26 protein-coding genes are annotated in these 25,398 nt (G+C 58.1%); 2 read left to right on the top strand and 24 right to left on the bottom strand.

All coding sequences use genetic code 11. The features are described from left to right. Position 1 precedes the first annotated feature (1 nt). The 5 genes from ccmE to ccmA all read right to left on the bottom strand — a co-directional run bounded on the left by ccmE (position 2) and on the right by ccmA (position 2,778). Positions 2 to 457, bottom strand: a complete 456-nt coding sequence (ccmE, locus tag FBY12_RS11665) for a cytochrome c maturation protein CcmE (RefSeq protein WP_121733512.1) — start codon at positions 455 to 457, stop codon at positions 2 to 4. Beyond that, positions 454 to 630 (bottom strand): heme exporter protein CcmD, encoded by a 177-nt coding sequence (gene ccmD / locus FBY12_RS11660; RefSeq protein ID WP_092271396.1) that lies wholly within the window; start codon positions 628 to 630, stop codon positions 454 to 456. Before ccmD ends, ccmE begins: the two co-directional genes overlap by 4 nt. Then, positions 627 to 1,382, bottom strand: coding sequence for a heme ABC transporter permease (locus FBY12_RS11655; protein WP_092271398.1), 756 nt, complete (start codon positions 1,380 to 1,382; stop codon positions 627 to 629). Before FBY12_RS11655 ends, ccmD begins: the two co-directional genes overlap by 4 nt. Positions 1,383 to 1,477: 95 nt before the next feature. Beyond that, positions 1,478 to 2,146, bottom strand: a complete 669-nt coding sequence (ccmB, locus tag FBY12_RS11650) for a heme exporter protein CcmB (RefSeq protein ID WP_007980754.1) — start codon at positions 2,144 to 2,146, stop codon at positions 1,478 to 1,480. After that, complete coding sequence (gene ccmA / locus FBY12_RS11645; RefSeq protein WP_145252944.1) at positions 2,143 to 2,778, bottom strand: cytochrome c biogenesis heme-transporting ATPase CcmA; 636 nt, start codon at positions 2,776 to 2,778, stop codon at positions 2,143 to 2,145. The genes ccmB and ccmA overlap by 4 nt, the downstream gene beginning before the upstream one ends. A gap of 219 nt (positions 2,779 to 2,997) precedes the next feature. Here ccmA and FBY12_RS11640 point away from each other — a divergent pair, with 219 nt between their 5' ends. Beyond that, the gene (locus FBY12_RS11640) at positions 2,998 to 4,563 is read left to right on the top strand and encodes a flagellar hook-length control protein FliK (RefSeq protein WP_145252943.1); all 1,566 of its coding nucleotides are present in this window, start codon (positions 2,998 to 3,000) and stop codon (positions 4,561 to 4,563) included. Then, a complete protein-coding gene (locus FBY12_RS11635) occupies positions 4,560 to 4,889 on the top strand; it encodes an EscU/YscU/HrcU family type III secretion system export apparatus switch protein (RefSeq protein ID WP_092271404.1) in 330 nt (109 codons plus the stop codon). The genes FBY12_RS11640 and FBY12_RS11635 overlap by 4 nt, the downstream gene beginning before the upstream one ends. Positions 4,890 to 4,910: 21 nt before the next feature. On the opposite strand, the gene solA is transcribed toward FBY12_RS11635, so the two are convergent. From solA to flhB, 19 genes are all read right to left on the bottom strand, one after another. Continuing rightward, positions 4,911 to 6,059: an N-methyl-L-tryptophan oxidase gene (gene solA / locus FBY12_RS11630; protein WP_145252942.1), complete on the bottom strand. Its 1,149-nt coding sequence runs from the start codon at positions 6,057 to 6,059 to the stop codon at positions 4,911 to 4,913. Next, positions 6,049 to 6,966 (bottom strand): EamA family transporter, encoded by a 918-nt coding sequence (locus FBY12_RS11625; RefSeq protein WP_145252941.1) that lies wholly within the window; start codon positions 6,964 to 6,966, stop codon positions 6,049 to 6,051. Before FBY12_RS11625 ends, solA begins: the two co-directional genes overlap by 11 nt. A 2-nt stretch (positions 6,967 to 6,968) precedes the next feature. Further along, the gene (locus FBY12_RS11620) at positions 6,969 to 7,829 is read right to left on the bottom strand and encodes a class I SAM-dependent methyltransferase (RefSeq protein WP_145253308.1); all 861 of its coding nucleotides are present in this window, start codon (positions 7,827 to 7,829) and stop codon (positions 6,969 to 6,971) included. After that, positions 7,786 to 8,640, bottom strand: coding sequence for a pyrroline-5-carboxylate reductase (locus tag FBY12_RS11615; RefSeq protein ID WP_145252940.1), 855 nt, complete (start codon positions 8,638 to 8,640; stop codon positions 7,786 to 7,788). The genes FBY12_RS11620 and FBY12_RS11615 overlap by 44 nt, the downstream gene beginning before the upstream one ends. A gap of 559 nt (positions 8,641 to 9,199) precedes the next feature. Continuing rightward, complete coding sequence (locus FBY12_RS11610) at positions 9,200 to 9,592, bottom strand: DUF2802 domain-containing protein (protein ID WP_121733515.1); 393 nt, start codon at positions 9,590 to 9,592, stop codon at positions 9,200 to 9,202. Beyond that, positions 9,593 to 10,078: a chemotaxis protein CheW gene (locus FBY12_RS11605; protein WP_059407544.1), complete on the bottom strand. Its 486-nt coding sequence runs from the start codon at positions 10,076 to 10,078 to the stop codon at positions 9,593 to 9,595. A gap of 87 nt (positions 10,079 to 10,165) precedes the next feature. Beyond that, positions 10,166 to 11,071 carry a CheW domain-containing protein gene (locus FBY12_RS11600; protein ID WP_145252939.1) on the bottom strand — a complete coding sequence of 302 codons (906 nt, stop codon included), beginning with the start codon at positions 11,069 to 11,071 and terminating at the stop codon, positions 10,166 to 10,168. Continuing rightward, on the bottom strand, positions 11,071 to 11,859 hold the full coding sequence (locus FBY12_RS11595) for a ParA family protein (RefSeq protein WP_092271410.1): 789 nt from the start codon (positions 11,857 to 11,859) through the stop codon (positions 11,071 to 11,073). Before FBY12_RS11595 ends, FBY12_RS11600 begins: the two co-directional genes overlap by 1 nt. Positions 11,860 to 11,902: 43 nt before the next feature. Then, positions 11,903 to 12,793, bottom strand: coding sequence for a flagellar motor protein MotD (gene motD, locus FBY12_RS11590; RefSeq protein WP_092271412.1), 891 nt, complete (start codon positions 12,791 to 12,793; stop codon positions 11,903 to 11,905). Between the two features lie 15 nt (positions 12,794 to 12,808). Further along, positions 12,809 to 13,549, bottom strand: coding sequence for a flagellar motor protein (locus tag FBY12_RS11585; protein ID WP_092271414.1), 741 nt, complete (start codon positions 13,547 to 13,549; stop codon positions 12,809 to 12,811). Next, on the bottom strand, positions 13,549 to 14,727 hold the full coding sequence (locus FBY12_RS11580) for a chemotaxis response regulator protein-glutamate methylesterase (RefSeq protein ID WP_145252938.1): 1,179 nt from the start codon (positions 14,725 to 14,727) through the stop codon (positions 13,549 to 13,551). Before FBY12_RS11580 ends, FBY12_RS11585 begins: the two co-directional genes overlap by 1 nt. A 49-nt stretch (positions 14,728 to 14,776) precedes the next feature. Beyond that, positions 14,777 to 17,059 (bottom strand): chemotaxis protein CheA, encoded by a 2,283-nt coding sequence (locus tag FBY12_RS11575; protein WP_145252937.1) that lies wholly within the window; start codon positions 17,057 to 17,059, stop codon positions 14,777 to 14,779. A 54-nt stretch (positions 17,060 to 17,113) separates the two neighbouring features. Beyond that, positions 17,114 to 17,902, bottom strand: coding sequence for a protein phosphatase CheZ (locus FBY12_RS11570; RefSeq protein ID WP_121733519.1), 789 nt, complete (start codon positions 17,900 to 17,902; stop codon positions 17,114 to 17,116). A 22-nt stretch (positions 17,903 to 17,924) separates the two neighbouring features. After that, positions 17,925 to 18,296, bottom strand: coding sequence for a chemotaxis response regulator CheY (locus tag FBY12_RS11565; RefSeq protein ID WP_178111748.1), 372 nt, complete (start codon positions 18,294 to 18,296; stop codon positions 17,925 to 17,927). Positions 18,297 to 18,463: 167 nt separating this feature from the next. Further along, on the bottom strand, positions 18,464 to 19,204 hold the full coding sequence (gene fliA / locus FBY12_RS11560) for an RNA polymerase sigma factor FliA (protein WP_092271422.1): 741 nt from the start codon (positions 19,202 to 19,204) through the stop codon (positions 18,464 to 18,466). Beyond that, positions 19,201 to 20,031, bottom strand: a complete 831-nt coding sequence (gene fleN / locus FBY12_RS11555; RefSeq protein WP_003184001.1) for a flagellar synthesis regulator FleN — start codon at positions 20,029 to 20,031, stop codon at positions 19,201 to 19,203. Before fleN ends, fliA begins: the two co-directional genes overlap by 4 nt. A 116-nt stretch (positions 20,032 to 20,147) precedes the next feature. Beyond that, a complete protein-coding gene (gene flhF, locus FBY12_RS11550; protein WP_121733520.1) occupies positions 20,148 to 21,482 on the bottom strand; it encodes a flagellar biosynthesis protein FlhF in 1,335 nt (444 codons plus the stop codon). An 11-nt stretch (positions 21,483 to 21,493) separates the two neighbouring features. Beyond that, complete coding sequence (gene flhA / locus FBY12_RS11545; RefSeq protein ID WP_092271426.1) at positions 21,494 to 23,623, bottom strand: flagellar biosynthesis protein FlhA; 2,130 nt, start codon at positions 23,621 to 23,623, stop codon at positions 21,494 to 21,496. A 635-nt stretch (positions 23,624 to 24,258) separates the two neighbouring features. After that, positions 24,259 to 25,398, bottom strand: coding sequence for a flagellar biosynthesis protein FlhB (gene flhB / locus FBY12_RS11540; protein WP_121733521.1), 1,140 nt, complete (start codon positions 25,396 to 25,398; stop codon positions 24,259 to 24,261).

The following is a 25,398-nucleotide window of genomic DNA, read 5'->3' as shown; positions in this document are numbered from 1 at the left end:
ATCAACCCTCCTTTGCTGGGGTGGGCGCGGACTGGCCGCTGTCTTTCAATGCCTTGGTGACTTCGGGCGGCATGTATTTCTCGTCGTGCTTGGCCAGCACTTCGTCGGCGACCACTACGCCATCGGCGTTGATTTTGCCCAGCGCAACAATGCCCTGCCCTTCGCGGAACAGGTCCGGGAGGATCCCGCGATAGCTGATGGTCACGGATTTGTTGAAATCGGTCACAACGAATTTGACGTCCAGCGAATCACCAGAACGTTGCAGCGACCCGGCCTCGACCATGCCGCCAGCACGGATGCGCGTGTCTTGCGGGGCTTCGCCATTGGCGATCTGGGTCGGTGTGTAAAACAGATTGATGTTCTGCTGCAGCGCGCTCAGGGCCAGGCCAACGGCGGCGCCGACCCCGACGAGAATCGCGAGAATGATGATAAGACGCTTTTTGCGCAGCGGATTCACTTGCCGTTCTCCCGGCGCAAACGACGCGCCTCTTGTTGCAGATACCGCTTGCGGGCCAGGATCGGCGCCGCCACGTTGAGGACCAGCACGGCCAGACAGATGCCATAGGCGGACCAGACATACAGGCCATGATGGCCCATGGCGATGAAGTCGCCGAATGAAGCAAAACTCATCGTGCGACCTCCAGACTGTTCTGCACTTCGGCCTTGACCCAGCTCGCCCGCGCTTCGCGTTTGAGCACTTCAAGGCGCATGCGCAGCAACAGCACTGCGCCGAAGAAACAGTAGAAACCCAGCACCGTCAGCAGCAGCGGCAGCCACATTTCGGCAGGCATTGCCGGTTTTTCGGTGAGGGTGAACGTCGCACCCTGGTGCAGGGTGTTCCACCACTCCACCGAGTATTTGATGATCGGGATATTGATCACGCCAACAATCGCCAACACCGCGCAGGCCTTGGCCGCGCTGTCGCGATTGCTGATGGCGTTACCCAGCGCAATCAGGCCGAAATACAGAAACAGCAGAATCAGCATCGACGTCAGTCGCGCGTCCCAGACCCACCACGAGCCCCACGTCGGTTTGCCCCAGATCGCCCCGGTGACCAGCGCCACAGCGGTCATCCAGGCCCCGATCGGCGCCGCGCATTGCAGGGCGACGTCGGCCAGTTTCATCTTCCAGACCAGCCCGACGATGCCGCACACCGCCAGCATCACGTAGATGGACTGCGCGAGCATCGCCGCCGGAACGTGGATATAAATGATGCGAAAGCTGTTGCCCTGCTGGTAATCCGGCGGCGCGAAGGCCAGGCCCCAGACTACGCCGACGGCGATCAGCAGCAACGCCGCGACGCTCAGCCACGGCAGCAGTCTGCCGCTGATGCCATAAAACCATTTGGGTGAGCCGAGCTTATGAAACCAGGTCCAGTTCATTGCTGTTTCCATCACGGTTGCTGCTCGTTGTCACGAGCTAGCCAAGGGTCTGCTGGCTTTAACCAACATGGTTAAAAAATAACCAGACCTCATTATTATTCGCCGACGCTGATCTTCAGGCCAGCCGCTATTGCAAAGGGTGTAAGTGTTATCGCCAGGGCGGTCAGGCTACCAAGCCACAAGAGATAACCGGTCGCCGGCATGCCCTGCAAGGCTGCCTGCAAGGCGCCACTGCCGAGAATCAACACCGGGATGTACAGCGGCAGAATCAGCAGCGCCAGCAACAGGCCGCCGCGTTTCAATCCTACCGTCAACGCTGCGCCCACCGCACCGAGCAGGCTCAGCACCGGTGTACCCAGCAATAAAGAAAGCAGCAACACCGGCAGACAGGCGGCAGGCAAACCGAGCATCAACGCCAGCAGTGGCGCGAGCAACACCAGCGCCAGCCCGGAGAAGGCCCAGTGTGCCAGTACCTTGGCCAAAACCAGAAGAGCCAGGGGGTGCGGCGAAAGGACCCACTGTTCCAGCGATCCATCCTCGAAATCACTGCGGAAAAGCCCGTCCAGCGAGAGCAGGACCGATAAAAGCGCTGCGACCCAGACCAGTCCCGGAGACAAGGTTTGCAACAATTGAGACTCGGGGCCGACCGCCAAAGGGAACAGCGAAACGACGATGGCGAAGAATACCAACGGATTGGCCAATTCCGCCGGACGACGAAACAGCAAGCGCGCTTCTCGGGCGACCAACAGGCCGAAAACACTCATACGGCCCAATTCCCCAGATCAATGTCGCGGTAGCCGGCCGGCATTCGGCTCAGCGTGTGATGCGTGGTCAGGATTACCATGCCACCGCGTTCGCAGTGCCCGGCCAGGTGTTCTTCGAGCTGCGCCACGCCTTGCTTGTCGAGCGCGGTAAACGGTTCGTCGAGAATCCACAGCGGCGGGCTGTCGAGGTACAGCCGCGCCAATGCCACGCGCCGTTGCTGGCCGGCCGACAAGGTGTGGCATGGCACATCCTCGAAACCGCGCAAACCGACCGCGGCCAGCGCTTGCCAGATCGCCTCGCGGCTCGCCGGTTGATGCAGGGCGCAGAGCCAGCTGAGGTTTTCTTCCGGCGTGAGCAAATCCTTGATCCCCGCGGCATGCCCGATCCACAACAGATTGCGTGCCAGTTCGCCGGGTTGCGCGTTCAGCGGCTGGCCATTGAGCAGCACCTGGCCGGCGGTCGGTTGCATCAGGCCGCTGAGCAAACGCAACAGGCTGGTCTTGCCGCTGCCGTTGGGGCCGCTGATCTGCAGCATTTCGCCACTGCACAGTCGCAATTCGAGACTTTCGAAAAGCAGCCGAAGGTCTCGCTCACAGGCGAGGTCAACGGTTTGCAGGACTGGACTGGTCAAGAGATCAAAGGCCTTTACGTTTCAAGTCGGCGGTTCAAGTCGGGTTCAAGTCAGCAGTGGCGCGGCCGCTAAAGAGATGCAGCATAGATGCATCGGCAGCCGGTTTTAGAGAGCTGGATCAAAACAATTGAATGTTTTCACCGCTCCCTGAAGACGGGCGGCATTATACATGCCATGCCTTACTCTAAAGAGCGCATTTTCCGAAGGTTGTGACCGCGTATGACAGGCGAAATGAACATCCTCCCAGTGCCCCCGACCACCCCGACGGCCACGCGCCCGCAGGTGGTAAGCGGTGATTTGCTCAAGTTATTGACGCCGATCGAGGGCCTGATCAGTGCGGGCAAGACTGCCAATGCCGAAGTGTTGTCGCTGAAACAGGCGGATCAGACCTTTCAATTGCTGCTCAAAGTCACCGTCGATGGCGGTCGCCAGACCACAGTCCAAGCCACCAGCACGCAACCGCTGCCGACCGGCACCAACCTCGCGATCACTCAACCGTCCGCCAGCAACCTGGCGATTGCGGTGCAACAGACTACGGCTTCCAACGTCGCCGCCCTCACCCGCATCGACACCGCGCAACTGCCGGCCGGCACCTTGCTGCAGGGCAAAGTGCTGACGTCGCAAGTGCTGCCGCAGACGCCGGGGCAACCGACGGTTTTTCGCTCGATGGTCAGTCTCCTGAATACCGCGCTGAGCGGCAGCACGCTGACCATCGACAGTCCGCAGCCACTGCGCATCGGCACGTTGCTGAGCGCATTGGTGCAAGACACGCAAACCCTGAAATTCGTACCGTTGAGCAATCGTCAGGACCAATTGGCGGTGACCCAGCAGTTGACCACCCAACAGAGCCGCCAAGGTTCGCTGAACAGTTTGCTCAGCGCCTTGCAGAACCTGCCGCCGACCGACGAAACCTCCGCGGACCTGCGAGCGGCCGTGAACAAATTGCTCGCCGGCCTGCCGGACGTTCAGCAATTGAGCACGGCCAGAGGCCTGGCGTTGGCGCTGGCCAACAGCGGCCTGTTCCTTGAATCAAAATTGCTCGCCGGGCAGACGCCCACCCTCGCCCCGGACATGAAAGCCGACCTGCTGAAACTCATCGCGCAACTGACGCCGCCCAACAGCAACCTCGGCGCGGTGATTGCCGCGAACACCCTTGCCCAGACGATGCCAAGTTTCGTCCGCAGCGCCTTGGGCATGCTCGGCCAGGTCAGCGCCAAACCATTGCCGACGCATTTCCCTTTGCCCGAGCGATCGCTGCAGAGCCAGGACGGCGAAGGTGATCTGGAACATCTGCTGCGTCTGGCCGCCGCTGCCGTTTCACGCCTGCAGAGCCACCAACTGTCGAGCCTGGAACAAACCGGCGTCACCGACGATGGTCGGTTGATGAGCACTTGGCAGCTTGAGATACCGATGCGTAACTTGCAGGACATCGTGCCGCTGCAAGTCAAATTCCAGCGCGAAGAAGCGCCAGAAAAACAGCCGCAAAACGAACGGCGGGACGAGCGCGAACCCAAGCAACAACTGTGGCGCGTGGAACTCGCCTTCGACATGGAACCGCTCGGCCCATTGCAGGTTCAGGCGCAACTGATTCAGGGCAGCCTGTCCAGCCAGTTGTGGGCCGAACGGCCGTACACCGCGAGCCTGATCGAAAGCAATCTGGCAGCCTTGCGCGAGCAATTGCTGGCGTCCGGCCTCAATGTCGGCGACCTGGATTGCCACCTCGGCACACCACCCCAAGGCGCGCAAACCCGCCTCGAACAACGCTGGGTCGACGAAACCGCATGAGAAACCCCAACGCCCCACGCCAGGCCATCGCCCTCAAATACGACGGCAGCCACGCCCCGACCCTCACCGCCAAGGGCGACGAAGAACTGGCCGAAGCCATCCTCAAAATCGCCCGCGAATGCGAAGTGCCGATCTACGAAAACCCGGAACTGGTCAGGCTGCTGGCGAAAATGGAATTGGGCGACAGCATTCCGGAAGAGCTGTATCGCACGATCGCCGAAATCATCGCGTTTGCGTGGAATCTGAAGGGCAAGTTCCCGGCGGGGCAGGATCCGAATGCGCCGATGGTGGAGAAGGACATTACTGATCGGGGAGATGACTATTGATTAAAGAAATAGAGGGCTCGCTTAGATAAAGCGCTTGGCGCTAAATATCGCGACACTATCGTCCAAGACCCCGCTTGACGCCGCTTTAGCCAGAAGATGACCCAGACCCGTGGCGAACTTGAAACCGTGCCCTGAACATGCCGACGCATAAAACACACCCGGCAAATTCGCGGCTTCGTCGATGATGAACGAGCCATCGCGACTCATTGTGTATATACATTTTCGATGTGCATAAGGCGTCGAGTTCAATCCCGGAAAAACCTGTTCTATACAGGCAGAAATCTCATCGACGCAGGATTCTGCAACTGCTTGTCTATGCATCTCGGGTTCAAATATGACTTGTTGATGGTTATGAAATCCGATCTTGATTCCTGCTTCTTCGCTGCCAATTTGTGGCGTTCCGTAAAGCAATCGTCCATCTGGCAACTGATACAAAAAAGCAGGAAATTCCTCAGCGAAATTCAGATCGTTATTCAGTTTGGGTCTAAACCAATAAACCGGAACGCTTTTTGGCTCGATCAAGCCGCAGAGATCACTAATCAAATCAGTGCTCATACCCAAGCCTGTCGCCAAAACTACCCGATTTGCGTGAATCAGAACGCCGTCACTCAATCTAAGCGTCAAACCCTTTGAGCTACGAACGATACTTACAACTGAAGCTCCAAAACGCAGTTCGGCGCCTTGTCTCACCGCCACGTTCAACATATGACATTTCGAATCATCCGCTGCGACGGTGAAGGCTCCGGCCTCGTAAACGCCTTCCATACCCTCCTGAACCTGAAAGGCCGGGAAAGACCGCCCGATCTCTGTATCGGATAAAACTTCGTGTTTGATGTTGCCCCTCCGGGCTGTCTCGACGCTTTGACGTACCACGCCTGAGGCAACCGGACCGACAAATAATCCCCCTGTCTCAACAATCAGGCGCCTGTCACATGTGTCGTCAAGCTCTCTCCATAAATCACCCGACAACGAAAGCAAAGGAAGGTACGCCTCCCCTTCCCAATACGCCTGTCTGAAAATCCTGGAAGCGCCATGCGAAGAGCCAGAGAGATTTATCGGCGCGCCGGCATCAATTCCAAGCACATTGGAACTCGAATGGGAGAGTCGCCAGAGCGAAGCACTTCCAATGATCCCCAGACCGACGACGACCACGTTGTATTTACGTACCATCCCGGCGCCTCTTTTGTGAAGACAACAGCGTACTTATGATCGGCTCAAGCACTGTTAAAAGCAGACCAGCAAAAACAACGAGAAGAACCACTCCAAGCTCGACCGAGACCGTCTGTTCATAAACCACCGTGGCGACGATGAACTGCGTAATCGGCAGCACGAACTGCAACAACCCCAGCGAAGTCATGGAAATTCTGCTGGATGAAAAAGCAAACAAAGCCAATGGAATAATTGATACTAATCCGCAACTGAAGATAAGCGCTGTCCGCAGCAATCCCAGGCCGTCAGGCAGGTCCAGACTCAGATCCGAAAACAACAATATTGGCGTAAACATAACGGCCAATACGATGGACTCCAGAAGCAGTCCACTGAAAACATTCAGGGACGTCATTTTTTTCAGACTGCAATATCCTCCCCAACTGAGCCCGATAGCCAGATAAACGCGGACATCCAGACCAGAGCTGAATATCAACAGTCCTGACACCCCTATCACCATAGCCACAACGCTAATAGCCCTGAAAGGGGACAAACTCTCTTTATAAACAAACACTCCAATAACTATAGTGATTATCGGTGCAATCAAATAACCAACACTGCTTTCCAACACACGACCATGTATGGAAGCCCATATAAAAACACCCCAATTAACCGCTATTAAAACAGCAGCCATAGCATGTACGAATAACTGCCGCACATTCAGACTCGCGAACAGCTTCCTGAACTGCCCACTGGCACAGACTACAAAAAGCGCTGCTAGAACCGAAAAATAGACCCTATACCCAAGTAATGTGAATGTGTTCACAGCGCCTAGAAGTGCCCAGAAGACGGACGACAGACCTAACAAAATATTCGCGAGAATACCGCTTAACGCTCCCAACGCTTTTTGCTTAACGTTCGAGGAGACCATACTTATTTTTTCCGCAGTGTCAATTCGACGATCTCATACGACCAGTTGATCTGGCCATTTTTCTCAACACTGCAGTACGCTAGCCCTTGACGCGTCCAACTCAAAATCTCACTGATAAACAGATGCTTGGCGGCCGTCCACTCTTCATAATAAAAAAACAAAGGGAACTCGTGCCTCTCTAAAAGCCTGCACTGAATAATAAAATCGTTTGCATGTACGTGTCGCAGCCTGTTGATTGACTGTTTAATTCCGACCAGCGAGTTCAAGCCAATTATCACTTTTCCGCCATCAACCAAACGAAACGGCAGTTCCTTGAAAAACCTCGCCAGAATTTCATCTCCGTAAAACATCGATCCAACGGGGCAAACTTTCGAGCCAGCCAACTTCCCCAAGGCTTCTAAAAAACCATTGGAGGGTGTTCGCCAACCTGGCGGATTAAATAATATTACGTCGTACCTATAGGCAGATGCTTTCAACCCCTCAAAGAGATCGCCATGGCAAAATTCAATGGTGCTGTTGCCATAATTTAATAATTCGTTTTTCCTCGCGATGGCGACCGCATCCTCGGAAATATCGCTTGCAACCACGTTGCCCACACCAATGCTTTTCAAAAGCAAAGAATGGATTCCGCTTCCGCTTCCGGTTCCAAGATCCAGAATTCTCGCAGTTAAAAGTTCCTCGGTGACATATCGGGTCAGCAGCGAGCCGAACGCCACGCCTGCGGGACTCACTTTAAAGGCTTTCGGGTCATCTATGAGGGTTATGCAGTGCCCCATACCAAAATACACATCATATAATTCAAACTCGTTAAAACACGAATTACCTGGAGCTTCCTTCGTCCGGCCTGGCTGTTCCGCAGTCATAATCATGCCTCTCATGAAGACTACGCCCCAACTCTGCCGAACGTTCGGCAGCCGCAGCTAGCGCAGCAAAAATGCTTTTATTCAGATTATGCGAATCCAACAACTGGATGGCTCGCTCAGTAGTTCCTGAAGGAGTCTGGACCTCCCTACATAATTGCATCGATGTCTTCCCGGTCGCCCGCATCAACAATGCTGTTCCATATAATAATTGGATGGTCATTGCGCGAGCCGCTTCACTGTCAAACCCTTGGTGCTCTGCGTAGATCTGTAATGCATTGGCGAAATAGGCCACCAGTGCCGGGCCGCCTCCCGCAAACGCGGTAGCAGAGTCGATCTGGTTTTCATCGGCAACCTGAGCGCATTGACCAATTGAGCCGAAGATACTCTGAGAAATGGATATCAACTGCGCGTCTGTTTCGTCACAAACATAATAAAGCGTCATTCCTTCCTGAACTTCTGACGGTGTATTTGGAATAGACCTGACCAGGCGTGCATGTCTCAGAATCTTGCTTAACAAATCGATTGTGACACCCGCCATCACTGAAATCACCGGACCACAATGAGTAAGCAATGCCGGATTATTTTCAACTGACTTCTGAAACTGATCAGGTGGAACAGCCAGAATGACGATATCGTCATAATCAATCGTGTCGATTGACTTTTTGACATGGAATCCGCTGACGGCAAGATATTCGGATTGAACTGAGTCAGTTTCTATAACTCTCAAATGCGCCAGCCCTAAAGTTCTTCGTAGTCCGAACAGGATGGCCCGCCCCATACACCCAGCACCAATCACATATATGTTTTCCATAATCCGACCACCTCAGAAATGGGAAGTCTCTAAACCATTGACCCGAGTCATCGCGAACTCGATAAATAAACTTAAATAGTTTGACGCCTGCATGTCAACGCAAAACATTTAAACGACAAAGCACTGAGAAATGGCATTTAATATTTTTTTGATTTTTTGTAGGAAAGCTCTTACTTGGCAATGTAGGACCAAAATGATTTTAAAAGTCTATTCAGCGCTTCTTAAAGTAGGACTTTGTTTTTTTGAGTTAGCAAACACCTGAAATAACCAGAAACACTCAAGCAACTCGCGTTTAAGCGGTTCTACTTTGTTGGTCTGGTTGAGTGGTGCCGTTTGCCGGACTTACCCGGCGGGATGATCTCGGGACTGCTGCAGTCCGACGGGAGCCGGCTCCTTCGCCACAGGAAACTCATCGCCTCCAGTAAAAGACTTCAAACCCGCCATAACAAAAAAGCCCGCTCCCACAGCAACCTGGTGATGAACACAAAATCTGTGAACACCGCCAATCTACTGCAGGAGCGAGCCTATTCTCGAAGCGTTCCGAGCAGAGCCGCAAGGCTCAGTTCTTGTGCATCTTTCTCATCAATTCCGCCTCAGCCTGGGTCAGGCCGCAGGACTGGGTCAGTTCATCGACGCTGGCGCCCATGCCGACCAGGCGTGCCGCTTGGGCGAACGACAGGCTTGAGGGGTCGCGCTGTTCCAGGCTCGCCAGTTTGTCTGGCAACGGGCTGACGACGGCGCGCAGTTCGTGCAGGTCTTCACCCATGCGCACGATGCCGTTCTGATAGTTGTCGACGCGTTTGGCCAAGTCCTTGATGCGCTGATCGCGCAGCGCATCACCCTCGGCCTGTTGCGCGGCGATCAGCCGCTGGCCGCGGATGTAGGCCAGGAACATCGCCAGCGTGCCTGCCCAAAACAGGAACAGGACAATGACAGCAACCTCAAGAATCAATCAGATGTTCTCCAGATCCGACCATTCTTCTTCGCTCATCATCTTGTCGAGCTCGACCAGGATCAGCAGTTCGTTGTTCTTGTTGCACACGCCCTGAATGAACTTGGCGGATTCTTCGTTACCGACGTTCGGCGCGGTTTCGATTTCCGACTGACGCAGGTAAACCACTTCGGCAACGCTGTCGACCATGATCCCGACGACTTGCTTGTCGGCTTCGATGATGACAATCCGGGTGTTGTCGCTGATCTCGGCATTCATCAGGCCGAAGCGCTGACGGGTGTCGATCACGGTGACCACGTTACCGCGCAGGTTGATGATGCCCAGCACGTAGCTCGGGGCACCCGGGACCGGGGCGATTTCGGTGTAACGCAGGACTTCCTGAACGCGCATCACGTTGATGCCGTAGGTTTCGTTGTCCAGTTTGAAGGTTACCCATTGCAGGATCGGATCTTCAGAACCCTTTGCATTCGTCGCGTGATTACTCATACCTGACCCCTCGAAAACCGCTTCTGGCGGTGTGTGTTCTGTGTGGCGGCATTCAACAATGCCGTCGCCTACTTGTTATGTCGGCTGTTATGTCGATTTGTGTAGCGGCTTGCTGCCGCCAATGTGCTTTGCGCCACCGCTGGCGATCAACTCGGCCAGCGCGGCAACGTCCAGCAGCGCACACATGTGCTCAATCACCGTGCCCGCGAGCCATGGCCGCTGACCTCGATGACTTCTCCATTTAATTTCGTTGGGGTCCAGGCGCAACGAACGGCTGACCTGATGCACCGCCAGCCCCCACTCGTAGCCCTGCACCGAAATGACGTATTGCAGGCCCTGGCGGAAATCTTCGCGGTAGCGATCCGGCATGACCCAGCGCGCGGTATCCAGGACTTTCAGGTTGCCGGCCTGGCTCGGCAGGATCCCGAGGAACCATTCCGGCTGACCGAACAACGGCGTCAGCTCGTGACCGGCCAGCGAATAAATCGAGCCCAGGCACACCAGCGGCACGGCCAAGGTCAGCCCGGCGACATCGAACAACAGGCATTCGAACGGCTCGGCGGCCCACGTCGGACGGCCATCGGTTTCCACCGGTGGCGGCGTGATGCTCGGCGGCATGTGGACTTCGACCACCGGCGGCACCAGCGCTTGCAACAGCGGGGCAATGGTCGAGACCGAGGCCAGCACCGGCGCCGGCGCTTCAATTACCGTCAGCGGCGTTTTCTCGATCACGGGCGCATGCACTGGCGCAGCTTCGACAGCCGCTGGCAACGCATCACGCGCCTGCTCTTCCAGCATCGCAGCCTGAAACTCATCCAGCGCTGCCTGCTCCTCGACCGACTCAACGACTTCAATGACCTCAGCCACCTCAGCCACCTCAGCCAGCAATTCAACGGGCGCCGGCAACTCTTCAGTCGCCTCCATCAACAAATTGTCGAGGTAGGTTTGCAGCGCCAGTTGCGGTCGCGAAGTGGTTTTGACCGGACGGTTCATCAGGCCACCGCCGGGACAAGTTGGGCAGCCAGCAAATGTTTGAGCAACGCGCGGTACGCCAGCACTCCACGGCTTTTACCGTCGAATTGCGAAGGCGTGACCCCGGCCCGGCTCGCATCGCGCAAGCGCGTATCGACCGGGATGTAGCCCTGCCAGATTTCTTCCGGGTATTTGTCGCGCAGCACCCGCAAGGTGCTGAGGGACGCCTGAGTCCGGCGGTCGAACAGGGTCGGGACGATGCTGAACGGCAACGCCTGTTTGCGTGAACGGTTGATCATCGCCAGCGTGTTGACCATGCGCTCCAGGCCTTTGACGGCCAAGTGCTCGGTCTGCACCGGAATCACCAATTGCTGGCTCGCGGCCAAGGCGTTGACCATCAACAAGCCGAGCAACGGCGGGCTGTCGATCACCGCGTAATCGAAGTCTTGCCACAATTGCGCCAGACTCTTGGCGATCACCAGGCCCAGACCGCTTTGCCCCGGCGACTGACGTTCCAGCGTCGCCAGCGCAGTGCTCGACGGCAACAGCGAAATACTTTCGTGACTGGTCGGCAACAGTAACTGACCGGGCAACCCTTGCGGCACGCTACCGCGATTCAGGAACAGGTCGTAGCAGCTGTGCTCGAGGCTGTCGGGGTCGTAACCGAAATAGCTGGTCATCGAGCCGTGCGGGTCGAGGTCGACAATGACCACGCGCTTGCCCGCCTCGGCCAGCAAACCGGCTAAAGCGATAGAGGAAGTGGTTTTACCAACACCACCCTTTTGATTGGCAACTGCCCAGACTCTCATTCGAATGGTTCCTCTCGGGCGAAAGCGTCGACCGAGAAATAGCTCAACGTGTTAATGCGGGTGACGGAGAATTGACGGCGCTCTCTCGTCCCGGCGACTTGACCGGGGTCGGTGCAGTTTGTGTGCCAGCACGCTTCAACGCCGCGTCCGGTTGTGCATGAGCGGTGCCGGTGCCGGTCAGACTGCGGCGCACATCGAGATTGCGCGAAACCACCAACACCACCCGCCGATTGCGCGCGCGCCCTTCAGCCGTGGCGTTATTGGCGACTGGCTGGAATTCCCCGTAACCCACCGAAGCCAGGCGACCGGGGTTGACGCCCTGCATCGCCAGCATGCGCACGATGCTCGCCGAACGCGCCGAAGACAGTTCCCAGTTGGTCGGGTACTGCGCGGTGCGAATCGGTTGATCGTCAGTAAAACCTTCGACGTGGATCGGGTTGTCGAACGGCTTCAAAATGCCCGCAACCTTGTCGATGATGTTGAACGCCATGTCGCTCGGCATCGCGTCGCCGCTGCCGAACAACAGGCTGGAATTGAGTTCGATCTCGACCCACAACTCGTTGCCACGCACGGTCATCTGGTTGGAGCGGATCAAGTCGCCGAACGCCGCGCTGATGTCATCGGCGATGCTTTTCAGCGGGTCACTGCCGCCGGCAATGCCCGCGTCGATCTGCTCGGCGTCCTGCACCAGCGGTTTGGCCGGGGTCACCGTGTGCGGTCGCTCATCGCCAATCGGGATCGGCTTCAGTGCACGGTCGGAATCGGTGAACACGCCGACCAACGCTTCGGAGATGACCTTGTACTTGCCTTCGTTGATCGAAGAAATCGAATACATGACCACGAAGAACGCAAACAGCAGAGTGATGAAGTCCGCGTAGGACACCAACCAGCGTTCGTGATTAACGTGTTCTTCAGGTTGCCGGCGACGTGCCATGGTCCATGTCTCCCATCAATCCATGAAGCCCTGAAGCTTCAACTCAATAGAGCGAGGGTTTTCACCTTCGGCGATCGACAGAATTCCTTCCAGCAACATTTCGCGATAACGCGACTGGCGCAACGCGATGGACTTGAGTTTGGCCGCGACCGGCAGCAACACCAGGTTGGCGCTGGCCACGCCGTAGATGGTCGCGACGAACGCCACGGCAATCCCGCTGCCCAGTTGCGACGGATCGGCAAGGTTGCCCATGACGTGAATCAGGCCCATTACCGCGCCGATGATGCCGATGGTCGGCGCATAACCGCCCATGCTTTCGAAGACTTTGGCGGCTTCGATGTCGCGGCTTTCCTGGGTGTAGAAATCGACTTCGAGGATGCTCCGAATCGCTTCCGGCTCGGCGCCATCGACCAGTAATTGCAGGCCTTTGCGCGAGTAATTGTCCGGTTCGGCGTCAGCCACGCCTTCCAGCCCAAGCAAGCCTTCCTTGCGCGCGGTGAGGCTCCAGTTGACCACGCGGTCGATGCCGCCAGCCAAGTCGACGCGTGGCGGAAACAGGATCCACGCGAGGATCTGCATCGAGCGCTTGAACGCGCTCATCGGTGATTGCAGCAGCGCCGCGCCGACGGTACCGCCAATCACGATCAACGCCGCCGGGCCGTTAGCCAATGCGCCGAGGTGACCGCCTTCAAGGTAGTTGCCGCCGATGATCGCGACAAACGCCATGATGATCCCGATAAGGCTCAGTACATCCATCAGATACACGCCTCGACCAGGTGTCTGCCAATGTCGTCGAGGCTGTAGATCGCGTCGGCGAGGTCGGCTTTGACGATGGCCATCGGCATGCCGTAGATCACGCAGCTGGCTTCATCCTGAGCCCAGATTGAGCTGCCGCCCTGCTTGAGCAGACGCGCACCTTCGCGACCGTCGGCGCCCATGCCGGTCAGCACCACCGCCAGAACTTTGTCACCGTAGGACTTGGCCGCCGAGCCGAAAGTGATGTCCACGCACGGCTTGTAGTTCAGACGCTCATCGCCTGGGAGGATTTTCACCGCGCCCCGACCATCGACCATCATTTGCTTGCCGCCCGGCGCCAGCAAGGCCAGGCCCGGACGCAGGATGTCGCCATCCTCGGCTTCCTTGACGCTGATGCGGCAGAGCTTGTCCAGACGCTCGGCGAACGCCTTGGTGAAAGCCGCCGGCATGTGCTGGATCAATACGATAGGTGCCGGGAAGTTCGCCGGCAACTGGGTCAAAACCCGCTGCAGCGCCACCGGGCCGCCGGTAGACGTGCCGATGGCGACCAGTTTGTAGGCCTTGCGTTTGGCACTGGCGGACGAAGCACTTGAATGCGCGCTCGCCGGGGCTGGCGCACGGGTCGGCAAGGGTGCCGGGGCCGGACGCGAGGGCGCGCTGCTGCCATAGCTGCTGGTGCTGCCATGGTTTGAATGGCTGGGTGCCGGTGCCGGTGCCGGAGCTGGTGTTGGGGCGTGTGCCGCCACTGGCGCCGGGGCGCTGTAGGTGTTGGCGCGACGGTTACTGCGCGAGATGCTCAGGATCTTCTCGCACAGCAATTGCTTGACCTTCTCGGGGTTGCGCGAGATGTCCTCGAAATTCTTCGGCAGGAAGTCCACCGCACCGGCGTCCAGCGCATCCAGAGTGACCCGGGCGCCTTCGTGCGTCAGTGAGGAGAACATCAACACCGGTGTCGGGCAGCGCTGCATGATGTGCCGCACCGCCGTGATGCCATCCATCATCGGCATCTCGTAGTCCATGGTGATCACGTCTGGCTTGAGGGCCAGGGCCTGATCAATCGCCTCTTTTCCGTTGGTCGCCGTACCGACAACCTGGATGTTCGGATCTGCTGAAAGGATTTCCGAAACGCGGCGACGGAAGAAACCCGAATCGTCGACCACCAGGACTTTGACTACCATAAACACTCCGTTAGACGGAGCGAGGCGCACTCGCCCCGCTCCACCAGAATCAAATACGCCGTGCGGCGTAACGCTTGAGCATGCTCGGTACATCGAGAATCAGCGCAATGCGCCCGTCACCGGTGATGGTGGCGCCGGACATGCCGGGGGTTCCCTGGAGCATTTTGCCCAATGGCTTGATCACCACTTCTTCCTGGCCCACCAGTTGATCGACGACAAAGCCGATCCGCTGCGTGCCCACCGAAAGGATCACCACGTGGCCCTCGCGCTGCTCTTCATGAGCGGCGGAGCTGACCAGCCAGCGTTTGAGATAGAACAAGGGCAGCGCCTTGTCCCGCACGATCACCACTTCCTGACCGTCGACAACGTTGGTGCGCGACAGGTCCAGGTGGAAGATTTCGTTGACGTTGACCAGCGGGAACGCAAACGCCTGATTGCCGAGCATGACCATCAGCGTCGGCATGATCGCCAAGGTCAGCGGCACCTTGATGACGATCTTCGAGCCTTGGCCCTTGGTCGAATAAATGTTGATCGAACCGTTGAGCTGGGAAATCTTGGTTTTCACCACGTCCATGCCCACGCCACGACCCGACACGTCGGAGATCTCGGTTTTGGTCGAGAAACCCGGAGCGAAAATCAGGTTGTAGCACTCGGTATCGCTCAAGCGATCGGCCGCGTCCTTGTCCATCACGCCGCGTTTTACCGCGATCGAACGCAGGACGTTCGGGTCCATGCCTTTGCCGTCATCGGAGATCGACAGCAGGATGTGATCGCCTTCCTGTTCAGCCGCCAGAATCACTTTGCCGCCACGGGATTTGCCCGAGGCTTCGCGTTCTTCCGGCGACTCGATGCCGTGGTCGACCGCGTTGCGCACCAAGTGGACCAGCGGGTCGGCCAGGGCCTCGACGAGGTTCTTGTCGAGGTCGGTTTCTTCGCCGACCAATTCCAGGTTGATCTCTTTCTTGAGCTGGCGAGCCAAGTCACGAACCAGGCGCGGGAAGCGGCCGAAGACTTTCTTGATCGGTTGCATCCGGGTCTTCATGACCGCGGTTTGCAGATCAGCGGTGACCACGTCGAGGTTCGACACAGCCTTGGACATGGCTTCGTCGCCGCTATTGAGGCCCAAACGGACCAAGCGGTTACGCACCAATACCAGTTCGCCGACCATGTTCATGATTTCGTCGAGACGCGCGGTATCAACCCGCACAGTGGTCTCGGCTTCACTGGCGGGTTTTTCCGCCGGTGGCGGCGACGCAGCGCGGGCAGGCGCTGGAGCTGCCGCAGGCTTGGCCGGTTCAGCTTTCGGCTCAGGCGCTTTCGCCACAGGCTTGGGTGCTGCAGCAGGCGCCGGAGCCTTGGCCACAGGAGCGGAAACCACTGCGCCAGTGCCGACTTCGGTGAACTTGCCTTTGCCGTGCAATTCGTCGAGCAGCGATTCGAACTCGTGATCGGAGATCAGATCGCTGCCAGCCGCTTTCGCCGCAGGCGCTGCCGGGGCGGCAGGCGTCGCAGCAATTGCCGATTCCAGTGCGTCGACGGCAAAGTTGCCCTTGCCGTGCAGTTGATCGAGCAAGGCTTCGAATTCGTCGTCGGTGATGTCCGAGCTGTCGCCCGCCGCTTTTGGCGCGGCCGGTGCTGCAGGAGCAGGCGCGGAAGTAGACGCAGCGACGGCATCCACCGCGAACTGACCTTTGCCGTGCAACTGATCAAGCAACGACTCGAACTCGTCATCGGTGATTTCGTCGCTGGCGGCGGCGTTGCTGCTGCTCGGCGCTGGCGCAGCGACGGGTGCCGGGGCTTCAGCCTGAGCCTTGACGGCGTTCAGCGAATCCAGCAGTTGTTCAAATTCATTGTCGGTAATGTCGCCGCTGTCGTCGCCAGATGCGCTTTCAGCGGTCGGTTCTTCCACAGCGTCGGCCACCGGGGCGGCTTCGTCGGCCGATTGCGGCTCGGCCAGACGGGCCAGTGCCGCGAGCAATTCTGGAGTGGCAGCGGTGATCGGGCTGCGTTCGCGGACTTCGGTGAACATGCCGTTCACCGCATCCAGCGCTTCGAGAACCACGTCCATCAGTTCCGAGTCGACGCGGCGTTCACCCTTGCGCAGGATGTCGAACACGTTCTCGGCGATGTGACAGCACTCCACCAGTTCATTGAGCTGGAGGAAGCCGGCGCCCCCTTTTACAGTGTGAAAACCGCGAAAAATTGCATTGAGCAAGTCCGCATCATCCGGTCGGCTTTCCAGCTCGACCAGTTGCTCGGACAGTAGCTCTAGAATCTCGCCGGCCTCAACCAGGAAATCCTGAAGGATCTCTTCATCGGCGCCGAAGCTCATTAAGGGGGTGCTCCTACAGGTCTAAAAACCTAAAAAACCTAAAATTCTAAAACTCTAAAATCCCAGGCTGGATAACAAATCGTCCACATCGTCCTGACCGGACACAACGTCTTCTCTCTTATCGGCATGAATCTGCGGACCTTCACCCTGAGAGAGATGTTTTTGCGGATCTTTTTCAGCCAGCATCGCGTCACGGTCATGTTCGATACCCGCAAAGCGGTCTACCTGGCTGGCCATGAGTACGAGCTTGAGCAGATTGCTTTCGACTTCGGTGACCAACTGGGTCACGCGCTTGATCACCTGACCGGTGAGGTCCTGGTAATCCTGAGCCAGCAGGATGTCGTTGAGGTTGCTCGACACCACGCGGTTGTCTTCGCTACTGCGTGTCAGGAAACCGTCGACACGACGCGCCAGCTCACGGAACTCTTCAGCCCCGACTTCGCGACGCATGAACCGGCCCCAGTCGGCGCTCAATGCCTGGGCTTCAGTGCTCAGGGCATTGACCAGCGGCGTGGCGTTTTCCACCAGGTCCATGGTGCGGTTGGCAGCGGCCTCGGTGAGCTTGACCACATACCCCAGACGCTCGGTGGCGTCGGTGATCTGCGAAACTTCCTCGGCTTGCGGCATATTCGGGTCAATCTGAAAATTGACGATCGCGCTATGCAGCTCGCGAGTGAGCTTGCCCACTTCCTGATACAGGCCGCGGTCACGGGTCTGGTTGAGCTCATGGATCAGTTGCACAGCGTCGCCGAACCTGCCCTTTTCAAGGCTTTCGACCAGTTCGACGGCGTGTTTTTTCAGGGTCGACTCAAAATCGCCCTGTGAAGATTCTTTATGCTCCATAGCTCCCCCGTGGCGCAGTTGCTCAACCGATGCGTTCGAAAATCTTTTCGATCTTGTCTTTCAACGCCTGGGCCGTGAAGGGTTTGACCACATAGCCGTTTACCCCGGCCTGGGCCGCTTCGATGATCTGCTCGCGCTTGGCTTCAGCGGTCACCATCAGCACTGGCAAGTGCTTGAGTTTTTCATCGGCGCGCACGTGGCGCAGCAGATCGATGCCGGTCATGCCTGGCATGTTCCAGTCCGTTACCAGAAAGTCGATGCTGCCGGTGTTGAGAACCGGGATGGCAGTGGTGCCATCGTCAGCCTCGACCGTGTTGGTGAACCCGAGGTCACGCAACAGGTTTTTAATGATCCGCCGCATCGTTGAGAAGTCATCAACGATGAGGATTTTCATGTTCTTGTCCAATTCGACCTCCAAGCAGTCTTAAACGCGCCCAGCACCTGGACACGCCATTTCATTCAATCAGGCAAAGCATTCGATGACTGTCTGGAGCACAACAGATCGCGACCGCTGCGGTTGATCACCGCACCAGCCTCGTTCGCAGTGTCCCCACACTGCCTTCAGCGCGCTCGCCACTCCCCCAAACGCCCCCGCAAACGGGCCGCGCACTGGCTGTGTAACTGGCTGACCCGCGATTCACTGACACCAAGGACTTCACCGATTTCCTTGAGGTTCAGCTCTTCGTCGTAGTACAGCGCCAACACCAGTCGCTCACGCTCCGGCAAATTGGCAATCGCGTCCGCCAAAGCGGCCTGGAAGCGTTCATCTTCCAGATCGCGCGACGGCTCCAGATGAGCACTGGCGCCATCCTCGTGCAGCCCTTCGTGTTCGCCGTCCTGCAACAGGTCGTCGAAACTGAACAGGCGGCTGCCCAAGGTATCGTTCAAAATCCCGTAATAATCGTCGAGACTCAATTGGAGTTCGGCCGCAACCTCGTGATCTTTAGCGTCACGACCGGTTTTAGCTTCAATCGAGCGAATTGCGTCGCTGACCATGCGGGTATTGCGGTGGACCGAGCGTGGTGCCCAGTCCCCTTTGCGTACTTCATCAAGCATCGCGCCACGGATTCGAATGCCCGCGTACGTTTCGAAACTCGCGCCTTTGCTGGCGTCGTATTTGGTCGACACTTCAAGCAGGCCGATCATCCCGGCCTGGATCAGGTCTTCCACCTGGACACTGGCCGGCAAACGCGCCAGCAAGTGGTAAGCAATGCGTTTGACCAGTGGCGCATAACGCTCGATCAGCTCGTACTGCGCGTCACGTGCCGACTTCTGGTAGAGGTTGTAGCCACTGGCTGTCATAGGACGGGTCCTGCGGTTTGTTGCACGAGACGTTCGACGAAAAACTCCAGGTGTCCGCGCGGGTTGGCGGGCAACGGCCAAGTGTCGACCTTCTGTGCAATCGCCTTGAACGCCAGTGCGCACTTGGAGCGCGGGAAGGCTTCGTAGACAGCACGTTGTTTCTGCACAGCCTTGCGCACGCTTTCGTCGTAAGGCACGGCGCCCACGTATTGTAGGGCGACGTCGAGGAAGCGGTCCGTGACCTTGGTCAACTTGGCGAACAGGTTGCGACCTTCCTGTGGGCTCTGGGCCATGTTGGCCAGCACGCGGAAGCGGTTCATGCCGTAATCGCGGTTGAGCAACTTGATCAGCGCGTAGGCGTCGGTAATCGAAGTCGGCTCGTCGCACACCACCAGCAATACTTCCTGGGCCGCGCGAACAAAACTGACTACCGAGTCACCAATACCCGCAGCCGTGTCGATCACCAATACGTCGAGGTTATCGCCGATATCGCTGAACGCCTGGATCAGGCCGGCGTGCTGCGCAGGGGTCAGATGAACCATGCTTTGCGTGCCGGACGCGGCCGGGACGATGCGAATGCCGCCGGGGCCTTGCAACAGAACGTCGCGCAGCTCGCAGCGGCCTTCGATCACGTCGGCCAAAGTACGTTTGGGCGTCAGTCCCAGCAGAACGTCAACGTTCGCCAGACCCAGATCGGCGTCCAGCAGCATGACCCGTCGGCCAAGCTCTGCAAGAGCCAGGGACAAGTTCACTGACACGTTAGTCTTGCCGACGCCACCTTTGCCGCCGGTCACCGCGATCACCTGTACGGGATGCATGCTGCCCATGTTATTTCTTTACCTTGTCTTGCATAGACGGAGGCCACATTACTGGCTGCGCGTTCACAATCTGAACAATGCATGGCAGACCATCGATGTAGGTACAAAAACTGTTCATTAGCACCTCAGCCCACCTGCTTGGTCGGACTGTGGTAAATATCAGCGAACATGTCAGCCATGGCTTCTTCGCTGGGTTCTTCCTGCATTTGCACGCTGACCGCGCGGCTGACCAACTGGTGACGTCGCGGCAGATGCAGATCATCTGGAATACGCGGGCCATCGGTGAGGTAAGCCACCGGTAATTCATGACTGATGGCCAGGCTCAACACCTCACCCAGACTTGCCGTTTCATCCAGTTTAGTCAGGATGCAGCCGGCCAGCCCGCACCGCTTGTAACTGTGATAAGCGGCGGTCAGCACCTGTTTCTGGCTGGTGGTAGCCAGGACCAGATAATTCTTTGATTTGATGCCGCGACCGGCCAGGCTTTCGAGCTGCATGCGCAGGGCCGGGTCGCTGGCCTGAAGGCCGGCAGTATCAATCAAAATCACCCGTTTGCGCAGCAACGGATCCAATGCCTGGACCAGCGACTGACCCGGATCGACGTGGGTCACCGAGACATTGAGGATCCGGCCCAGGGTTTTCAGTTGCTCCTGCGCCCCGATTCGATAGCTGTCCATGCTTACCAGCGCGATGCTTTGCGCGCCGTACTTGAGCACGTAGCGCGCGGCGAGTTTGGCCAGCGTGGTGGTCTTGCCCATGCCGGCAGGGCCGACCATGGCAATCACACCGCCCTCTTCCAGTGGCTCGACTTCCGGGGTCGCGATCATCCGCGCCAGGTGCGCCAGCAACATGCGCCAGGCCTGACGAGGCTCTTGAATATCGGTGATCAGCGCCAACAGGTCGCGCGACAACGGGCCGGACAAGCCGATGCGTTGCAGACGACGCCACAGGTTGGCCTGGGCCGGACGGCTGCCTTGCAGCTGATTCCAGGCCAGCGAGCCCAGTTGCACTTCCATCAGTTCGCGCAGGCTGTTGAGCTCGAAACGCATCGAGTCGAAAGCACGCGGGTCGACCCCGCCGGCGGCTGGCGCAGGGGCCGGCGCAGCACGACGTGGTTCGCTGTAAGTCGGTTCGATCAGCGGTTCGGCGGCGGTCAGTGGCAGGCCGGCGAACAACTGGCGATTGGTGGTTTTGTCACCTTCGGTCTCGCCTTCGCTGCGCAGGGTCAATTCGGCCTGGGCGGTAGCGATGCGCGACTGCGTCTTGCGTAGCTCGTCCTCGAGTTCCATATTGGGAACGCGCGGGGCCAGCGCCGACAATTTGTAATCCAGCGCAGCCGTCAGCTCGACACCGCCGGCGATCCGGCGGTTGCCGATGATTGCGGCATCAGCGCCCAGCTCATCACGAACCAGCTTCATGGCCTGACGCATATCGGCGGCGAAAAAACGCTTAACTTGCATAAACTGCTACCTCAGCCGTTGGGCCCTACTGTCGCAACGATGGTCACTTGCTTGTTGTCAGGAATTTCCTGATACGCCAACACGTGCAAACCCGGAACTGCCAGCCTGCCGAATCGCGAGAGCATCGCGCGAACCGGACCGGCCACCAGCAGAATCACCGGTTGACCTTGCATCTCTTGACGCTGCGCCGCTTCGATCAACGAGCGCTGCAACTTTTCCGCCATGCTTGGCTCCAGCAGAACGCCCTCTTCCGAGCCTTGTCCTGCCTTCTGCAGACTATTGAGCAATATCTGTTCCAACCTTGGCTCCAAGGTGATAACTGGCAGCTCAGACTCAGTCCCTACAATGCTTTGGACGATTGCGCGGCTTACGCCAACGCGCACTGCAGCGACCAGCGCGGCAGTATCTTGACTCTTGGCAGCATTGTTGGCGATGGCCTCGGCAATGCTGCGAATGTCGCGAACCGGCACTTGTTCGGCCAGCAACGCTTGCAAAACCTTGAGCAACTGCGACAGCGACACCACGCCCGGCACCAGCTCCTCCGCCAGTTTTGGCGAGCTTTTGGCCAGCAATTGCATGAGTTGCTGCACTTCTTCGTGGCCAATCAGCTCACTGGAATGCTTATACAAAATCTGGTTCAAGTGGGTTGCCACTACCGTACTGGCATCGACCACGGTGTAACCGAGTGACTGGGCCTGCGCACGCTGGCTGATTTCGATCCAGACCGCTTCAAGACCAAAAGCCGGATCTTTGGCGGTAATGCCGTTGAGCGAGCCGTAGACCTGCCCTGGATTGATCGCCAGTTCGCGATCCGGGTAAATCTCCGCTTCGGCGAGGATCACCCCCATCAGGGTCAGGCGATAAGCACTCGGCGCGAGGTCGAGGTTGTCACGGATATGCACAGTCGGCATCAGGAAGCCCAGATCCTGCGAGAGCTTTTTACGCACGCCTTTGATCCGCGCCAGCAACTGACCACCCTGATTGCGATCGACCAACGGGATCAAGCGGTAGCCCACTTCCAGGCCGATCATGTCGATAGGAGTCACGTCGTCCCAGCCGAGTTCCTTGGTTTCCTGGGCGCGGGCCGGCGACGGCAGCAATTCCTGCTGACGCTTGACCTCTTGCAAGGCCTGAACCTTGACCACGCTTTGCTTCTTCCAGAACAGGTAAGCACCGCCAGCCGCCAACGCAGCCATGCTCAGGAAGGAGAAGTGCGGCATGCCCGGCACCAGGCCCATGACCGCCATCAAACCGGCTGCAACCGCCAAGGCTTTCGGCGAGGCGAACATCTGCCGATTGATCTGTTTGCCCATGTCTTCCGAGCCGGACGCACGGGTCACCATGATCGCTGCAGCGGTGGACAACAGCAGTGATGGCAATTGCGCCACCAAACCGTCACCGATGGTCAACAGCGCGTAAACCCGGCCGGCGTCGCCGAAGGTCATGCCGTGCTGGAAGATACCGACCGCCATGCCGCCGATCAGGTTGATAAACAGAATCAGCAGGCCGGCGATGGCGTCACCGCGAACGAACTTGCTGGCACCGTCCATCGAACCGTAGAACTCGGCTTCCTGGGCGACTTCCATGCGGCGCAATTTGGCCTGGTTCTGATCGATCAGACCGGCGTTGAGGTCGGCGTCGATGGCCATCTGTTTGCCGGGCATGGCATCGAGGGTGAAACGCGCGCTCACCTCGGAAATACGCCCGGCACCTTTGGTCACGACGACGAAGTTGATGATCATCAAAATCGCGAACACGACGATACCGACCACGTAGTTACCGCCGATTACTACTTCACCGAAGGCCTGAATCACCTTGCCGGCGGCGGCGTGGCCGTCCTGGCCGTGGAGCATGACCACCCGCGTCGAAGCGACGTTGAGCGCCAGGCGCATCAATGTCGCCACCAGCAGAATGGTCGGGAACACGGCGAAATCCAGCGGCCGCAAGGCGTAGACGCAGACCAGCAGAACGACGATCGACAAGGCAATGTTGAACGTGAAAAACACGTCCAGCAGGAACGGCGGGATCGGCAACATCATCATCGCCAACATGACCAGCAGCAACAGCGGCACACCCAGATTTCCCCGACTCAAGTCGGCGACGTTTGTGCGGGCACTGTTGAGTAACTGAGAGCGATCCACCGGTTTTCCCCGTTCCTTTAAAGCAAACTTTTGACGCCCGAAGCAGGCGCAGGACGGCTACTGCAAGAAGCCTTCCAACTTTTGCAGAGGGTGGGAATAGAGGGGTTTGGCGGGTGAGTTAGTGTGATTCGCACCGGCGCCATCGCGAGCAGGCTCGCTCCCACAAGGATTGGGGGCAACCCCAAATCCTGGCCCCAGCACAAAGGCCTGTGGGAGCTGAGCTTGCTCGCGATAGCGGTGGGTCAGCCAATTCTTCAATCACTGGCACGGCGCCATCGCGAGCAGGCTCACTCCTACAAGGATTGGGGGCAAACCACTAATCCCAGCCGCAGCACAAGAACCTGTGGGAGCTGAGCTTGCTCGCGACGGCGGTGGGTCAGCCAATTCTTTCATCGACTGAGACGGCGCCATCGCGAGCAGGCTCACTCCTACAAGGATTGGGGGCAAACCACTAATCCCAGCCGCAGCACAAAAACCTGTGGGAGCTGAGCTTGCTCGCGATAGCGGTGGGTCAGCCAATTCTTTCATCGACTGAGATGGCGCCATCGCGAGCAAGCTCAGCTCCCACAGGAATTGGGGTCAGACCACACATCCCGCAGGTTTTGTGATTGAGCGCTTGCGCAGGTTATGGACGATCAGGAATCGCGGCGCAGATCTGGCGGAATCGGCAAATCATCCTTGAGCGGATCCGGGCGTTTGCCCTTGCCGGCGCGATGTTGGCGGATCTGGTAGACGTAGGCCAACACTTGCGCGACCGCCAGGTACAAGCCGCCGGGGATTTCCTGATCGAGCTCGGTGGAGTAATAGATTGACCGCGCCAGCGCCGGCGACTCGAGCAGCAACACTTCATTGGCGACGGCGATTTCACGGATTTTCAACGCCAGGAAGTCGCTGCCCTTGGCCAGCAGCATCGGCGCCCCACCCTTCTCCGGGTCGTACTTGAGGGCCACGGCGTAGTGCGTCGGGTTGGTAATTACCACGTCGGCCTCAGGGATCGCCGCCATCATCCGCCGCTGCGACATCTCGCGCTGCAACTGACGGATGCGCTGCTTGACCTCGGGTTTGCCTTCCTGATCCTTGTGCTCGTCGCGCACTTCCTGCTTGGTCATCAGCAGCTTCTTGTGACCTTCCCACAACTGCACCGGCACATCGACGGCGGCGATGATGATCAAGCCGCAGGCCATCCACAACGTGCTCCAGCCGACCACTTGCAAGCTGTGAATGATCGCCATTTCCAGCGGCTCGTGGGCGATGCGCTGCAAGTCGTCGATGTCCGACGACAACACCGCCAACGCCACAAACAGCACGATGATGAATTTGGCGAAGGCCTTGAGCAGCTCCACCAAGGCCTTGGTCGAAAACATCCGCTTGAGACCGCTGAGCGGGTTCATCCGGCTGAATTTCGGCGCCAGACCGCTCGCCGCAAACAACCAGCCGCCGAGGGAAATCGGGCCGATCAGCGCCGCCAGCACCAGCGAAATCATGATCGGCTGAATCGCCAGCAAGGCCACCAGCCCGGATTGCATCAGGTAGCGGCCCATGTAGTTCGGATCGAGGACCACATCGCGCGGCAGGGAAAAATTCAGGCTCATCAGCCCCATCAATTTTTCCGCCAGGGCACCGCCGAAAATCAACAGCGCGCTGGCGCCGACCAACATGATCGCCAGCGTATTGAGTTCTTTGGAACGCACGGTCTCGCCCTTCTCGCGGGCGTCCTTTTTCTTTTTCTCCGTGGGGTCTTCTGTTTTGTCTTGACCGCTTTCGCTCTCAGCCAT

It is taken from the genome of Pseudomonas sp. SJZ131, assembly GCF_007828705.1.
In the GTDB taxonomy this organism is placed as follows: domain Bacteria; phylum Pseudomonadota; class Gammaproteobacteria; order Pseudomonadales; family Pseudomonadaceae; genus Aquipseudomonas; species Aquipseudomonas prosekii.
This window is presented reverse-complemented; position numbering and strand designations above follow the sequence as displayed.

Bases quoted from the DNA above. Each gene is read 5' to 3' on its own strand.
- fleN (WP_003184001.1), bottom strand. From the start codon at position 20,031: ATGGGCAGCATGCATCCCGTACAGGTGATCGCGGTGACCGGCGGCAAA.
- FBY12_RS11585 (WP_092271414.1), bottom strand. From the start codon at position 13,549: ATGGATGTACTGAGCCTTATCGGGATCATCATGGCGTTTGTCGCGATC.
- flhF (WP_121733520.1), bottom strand. From the start codon at position 21,482: ATGCAAGTTAAGCGTTTTTTCGCCGCCGATATGCGTCAGGCCATGAAG.
- FBY12_RS11640 (WP_145252943.1), top strand. From the start codon at position 2,998: ATGACAGGCGAAATGAACATCCTCCCAGTGCCCCCGACCACCCCGACG.
- FBY12_RS11565 (WP_178111748.1), bottom strand. From the start codon at position 18,296: ATGAAAATCCTCATCGTTGATGACTTCTCAACGATGCGGCGGATCATT.
- motD (WP_092271412.1), bottom strand. From the start codon at position 12,793: ATGGCACGTCGCCGGCAACCTGAAGAACACGTTAATCACGAACGCTGG.
- FBY12_RS11570 (WP_121733519.1), bottom strand. From the start codon at position 17,902: ATGGAGCATAAAGAATCTTCACAGGGCGATTTTGAGTCGACCCTGAAA.
- fliA (WP_092271422.1), bottom strand. From the start codon at position 19,204: ATGACAGCCAGTGGCTACAACCTCTACCAGAAGTCGGCACGTGACGCG.
- FBY12_RS11575 (WP_145252937.1), bottom strand. From the start codon at position 17,059: ATGAGCTTCGGCGCCGATGAAGAGATCCTTCAGGATTTCCTGGTTGAG.
- FBY12_RS11580 (WP_145252938.1), bottom strand. From the start codon at position 14,727: ATGGTAGTCAAAGTCCTGGTGGTCGACGATTCGGGTTTCTTCCGTCGC.
- FBY12_RS11600 (WP_145252939.1), bottom strand. From the start codon at position 11,071: ATGAACCGTCCGGTCAAAACCACTTCGCGACCGCAACTGGCGCTGCAA.
- FBY12_RS11655 (WP_092271398.1), bottom strand. From the start codon at position 1,382: ATGAACTGGACCTGGTTTCATAAGCTCGGCTCACCCAAATGGTTTTAT.
- solA (WP_145252942.1), bottom strand. From the start codon at position 6,059: ATGGTACGTAAATACAACGTGGTCGTCGTCGGTCTGGGGATCATTGGA.
- FBY12_RS11625 (WP_145252941.1), bottom strand. From the start codon at position 6,966: ATGGTCTCCTCGAACGTTAAGCAAAAAGCGTTGGGAGCGTTAAGCGGT.
- FBY12_RS11635 (WP_092271404.1), top strand. From the start codon at position 4,560: ATGAGAAACCCCAACGCCCCACGCCAGGCCATCGCCCTCAAATACGAC.
- FBY12_RS11605 (WP_059407544.1), bottom strand. From the start codon at position 10,078: ATGAGTAATCACGCGACGAATGCAAAGGGTTCTGAAGATCCGATCCTG.
- FBY12_RS11620 (WP_145253308.1), bottom strand. From the start codon at position 7,829: ATGACTGCGGAACAGCCAGGCCGGACGAAGGAAGCTCCAGGTAATTCG.
- ccmD (WP_092271396.1), bottom strand. From the start codon at position 630: ATGAGTTTTGCTTCATTCGGCGACTTCATCGCCATGGGCCATCATGGC.
- FBY12_RS11615 (WP_145252940.1), bottom strand. From the start codon at position 8,640: ATGGAAAACATATATGTGATTGGTGCTGGGTGTATGGGGCGGGCCATC.
- ccmB (WP_007980754.1), bottom strand. From the start codon at position 2,146: ATGAGTGTTTTCGGCCTGTTGGTCGCCCGAGAAGCGCGCTTGCTGTTT.
- flhB (WP_121733521.1), bottom strand. From the start codon at position 25,398: ATGGCTGAGAGCGAAAGCGGTCAAGACAAAACAGAAGACCCCACGGAG.
- FBY12_RS11595 (WP_092271410.1), bottom strand. From the start codon at position 11,859: ATGAGAGTCTGGGCAGTTGCCAATCAAAAGGGTGGTGTTGGTAAAACC.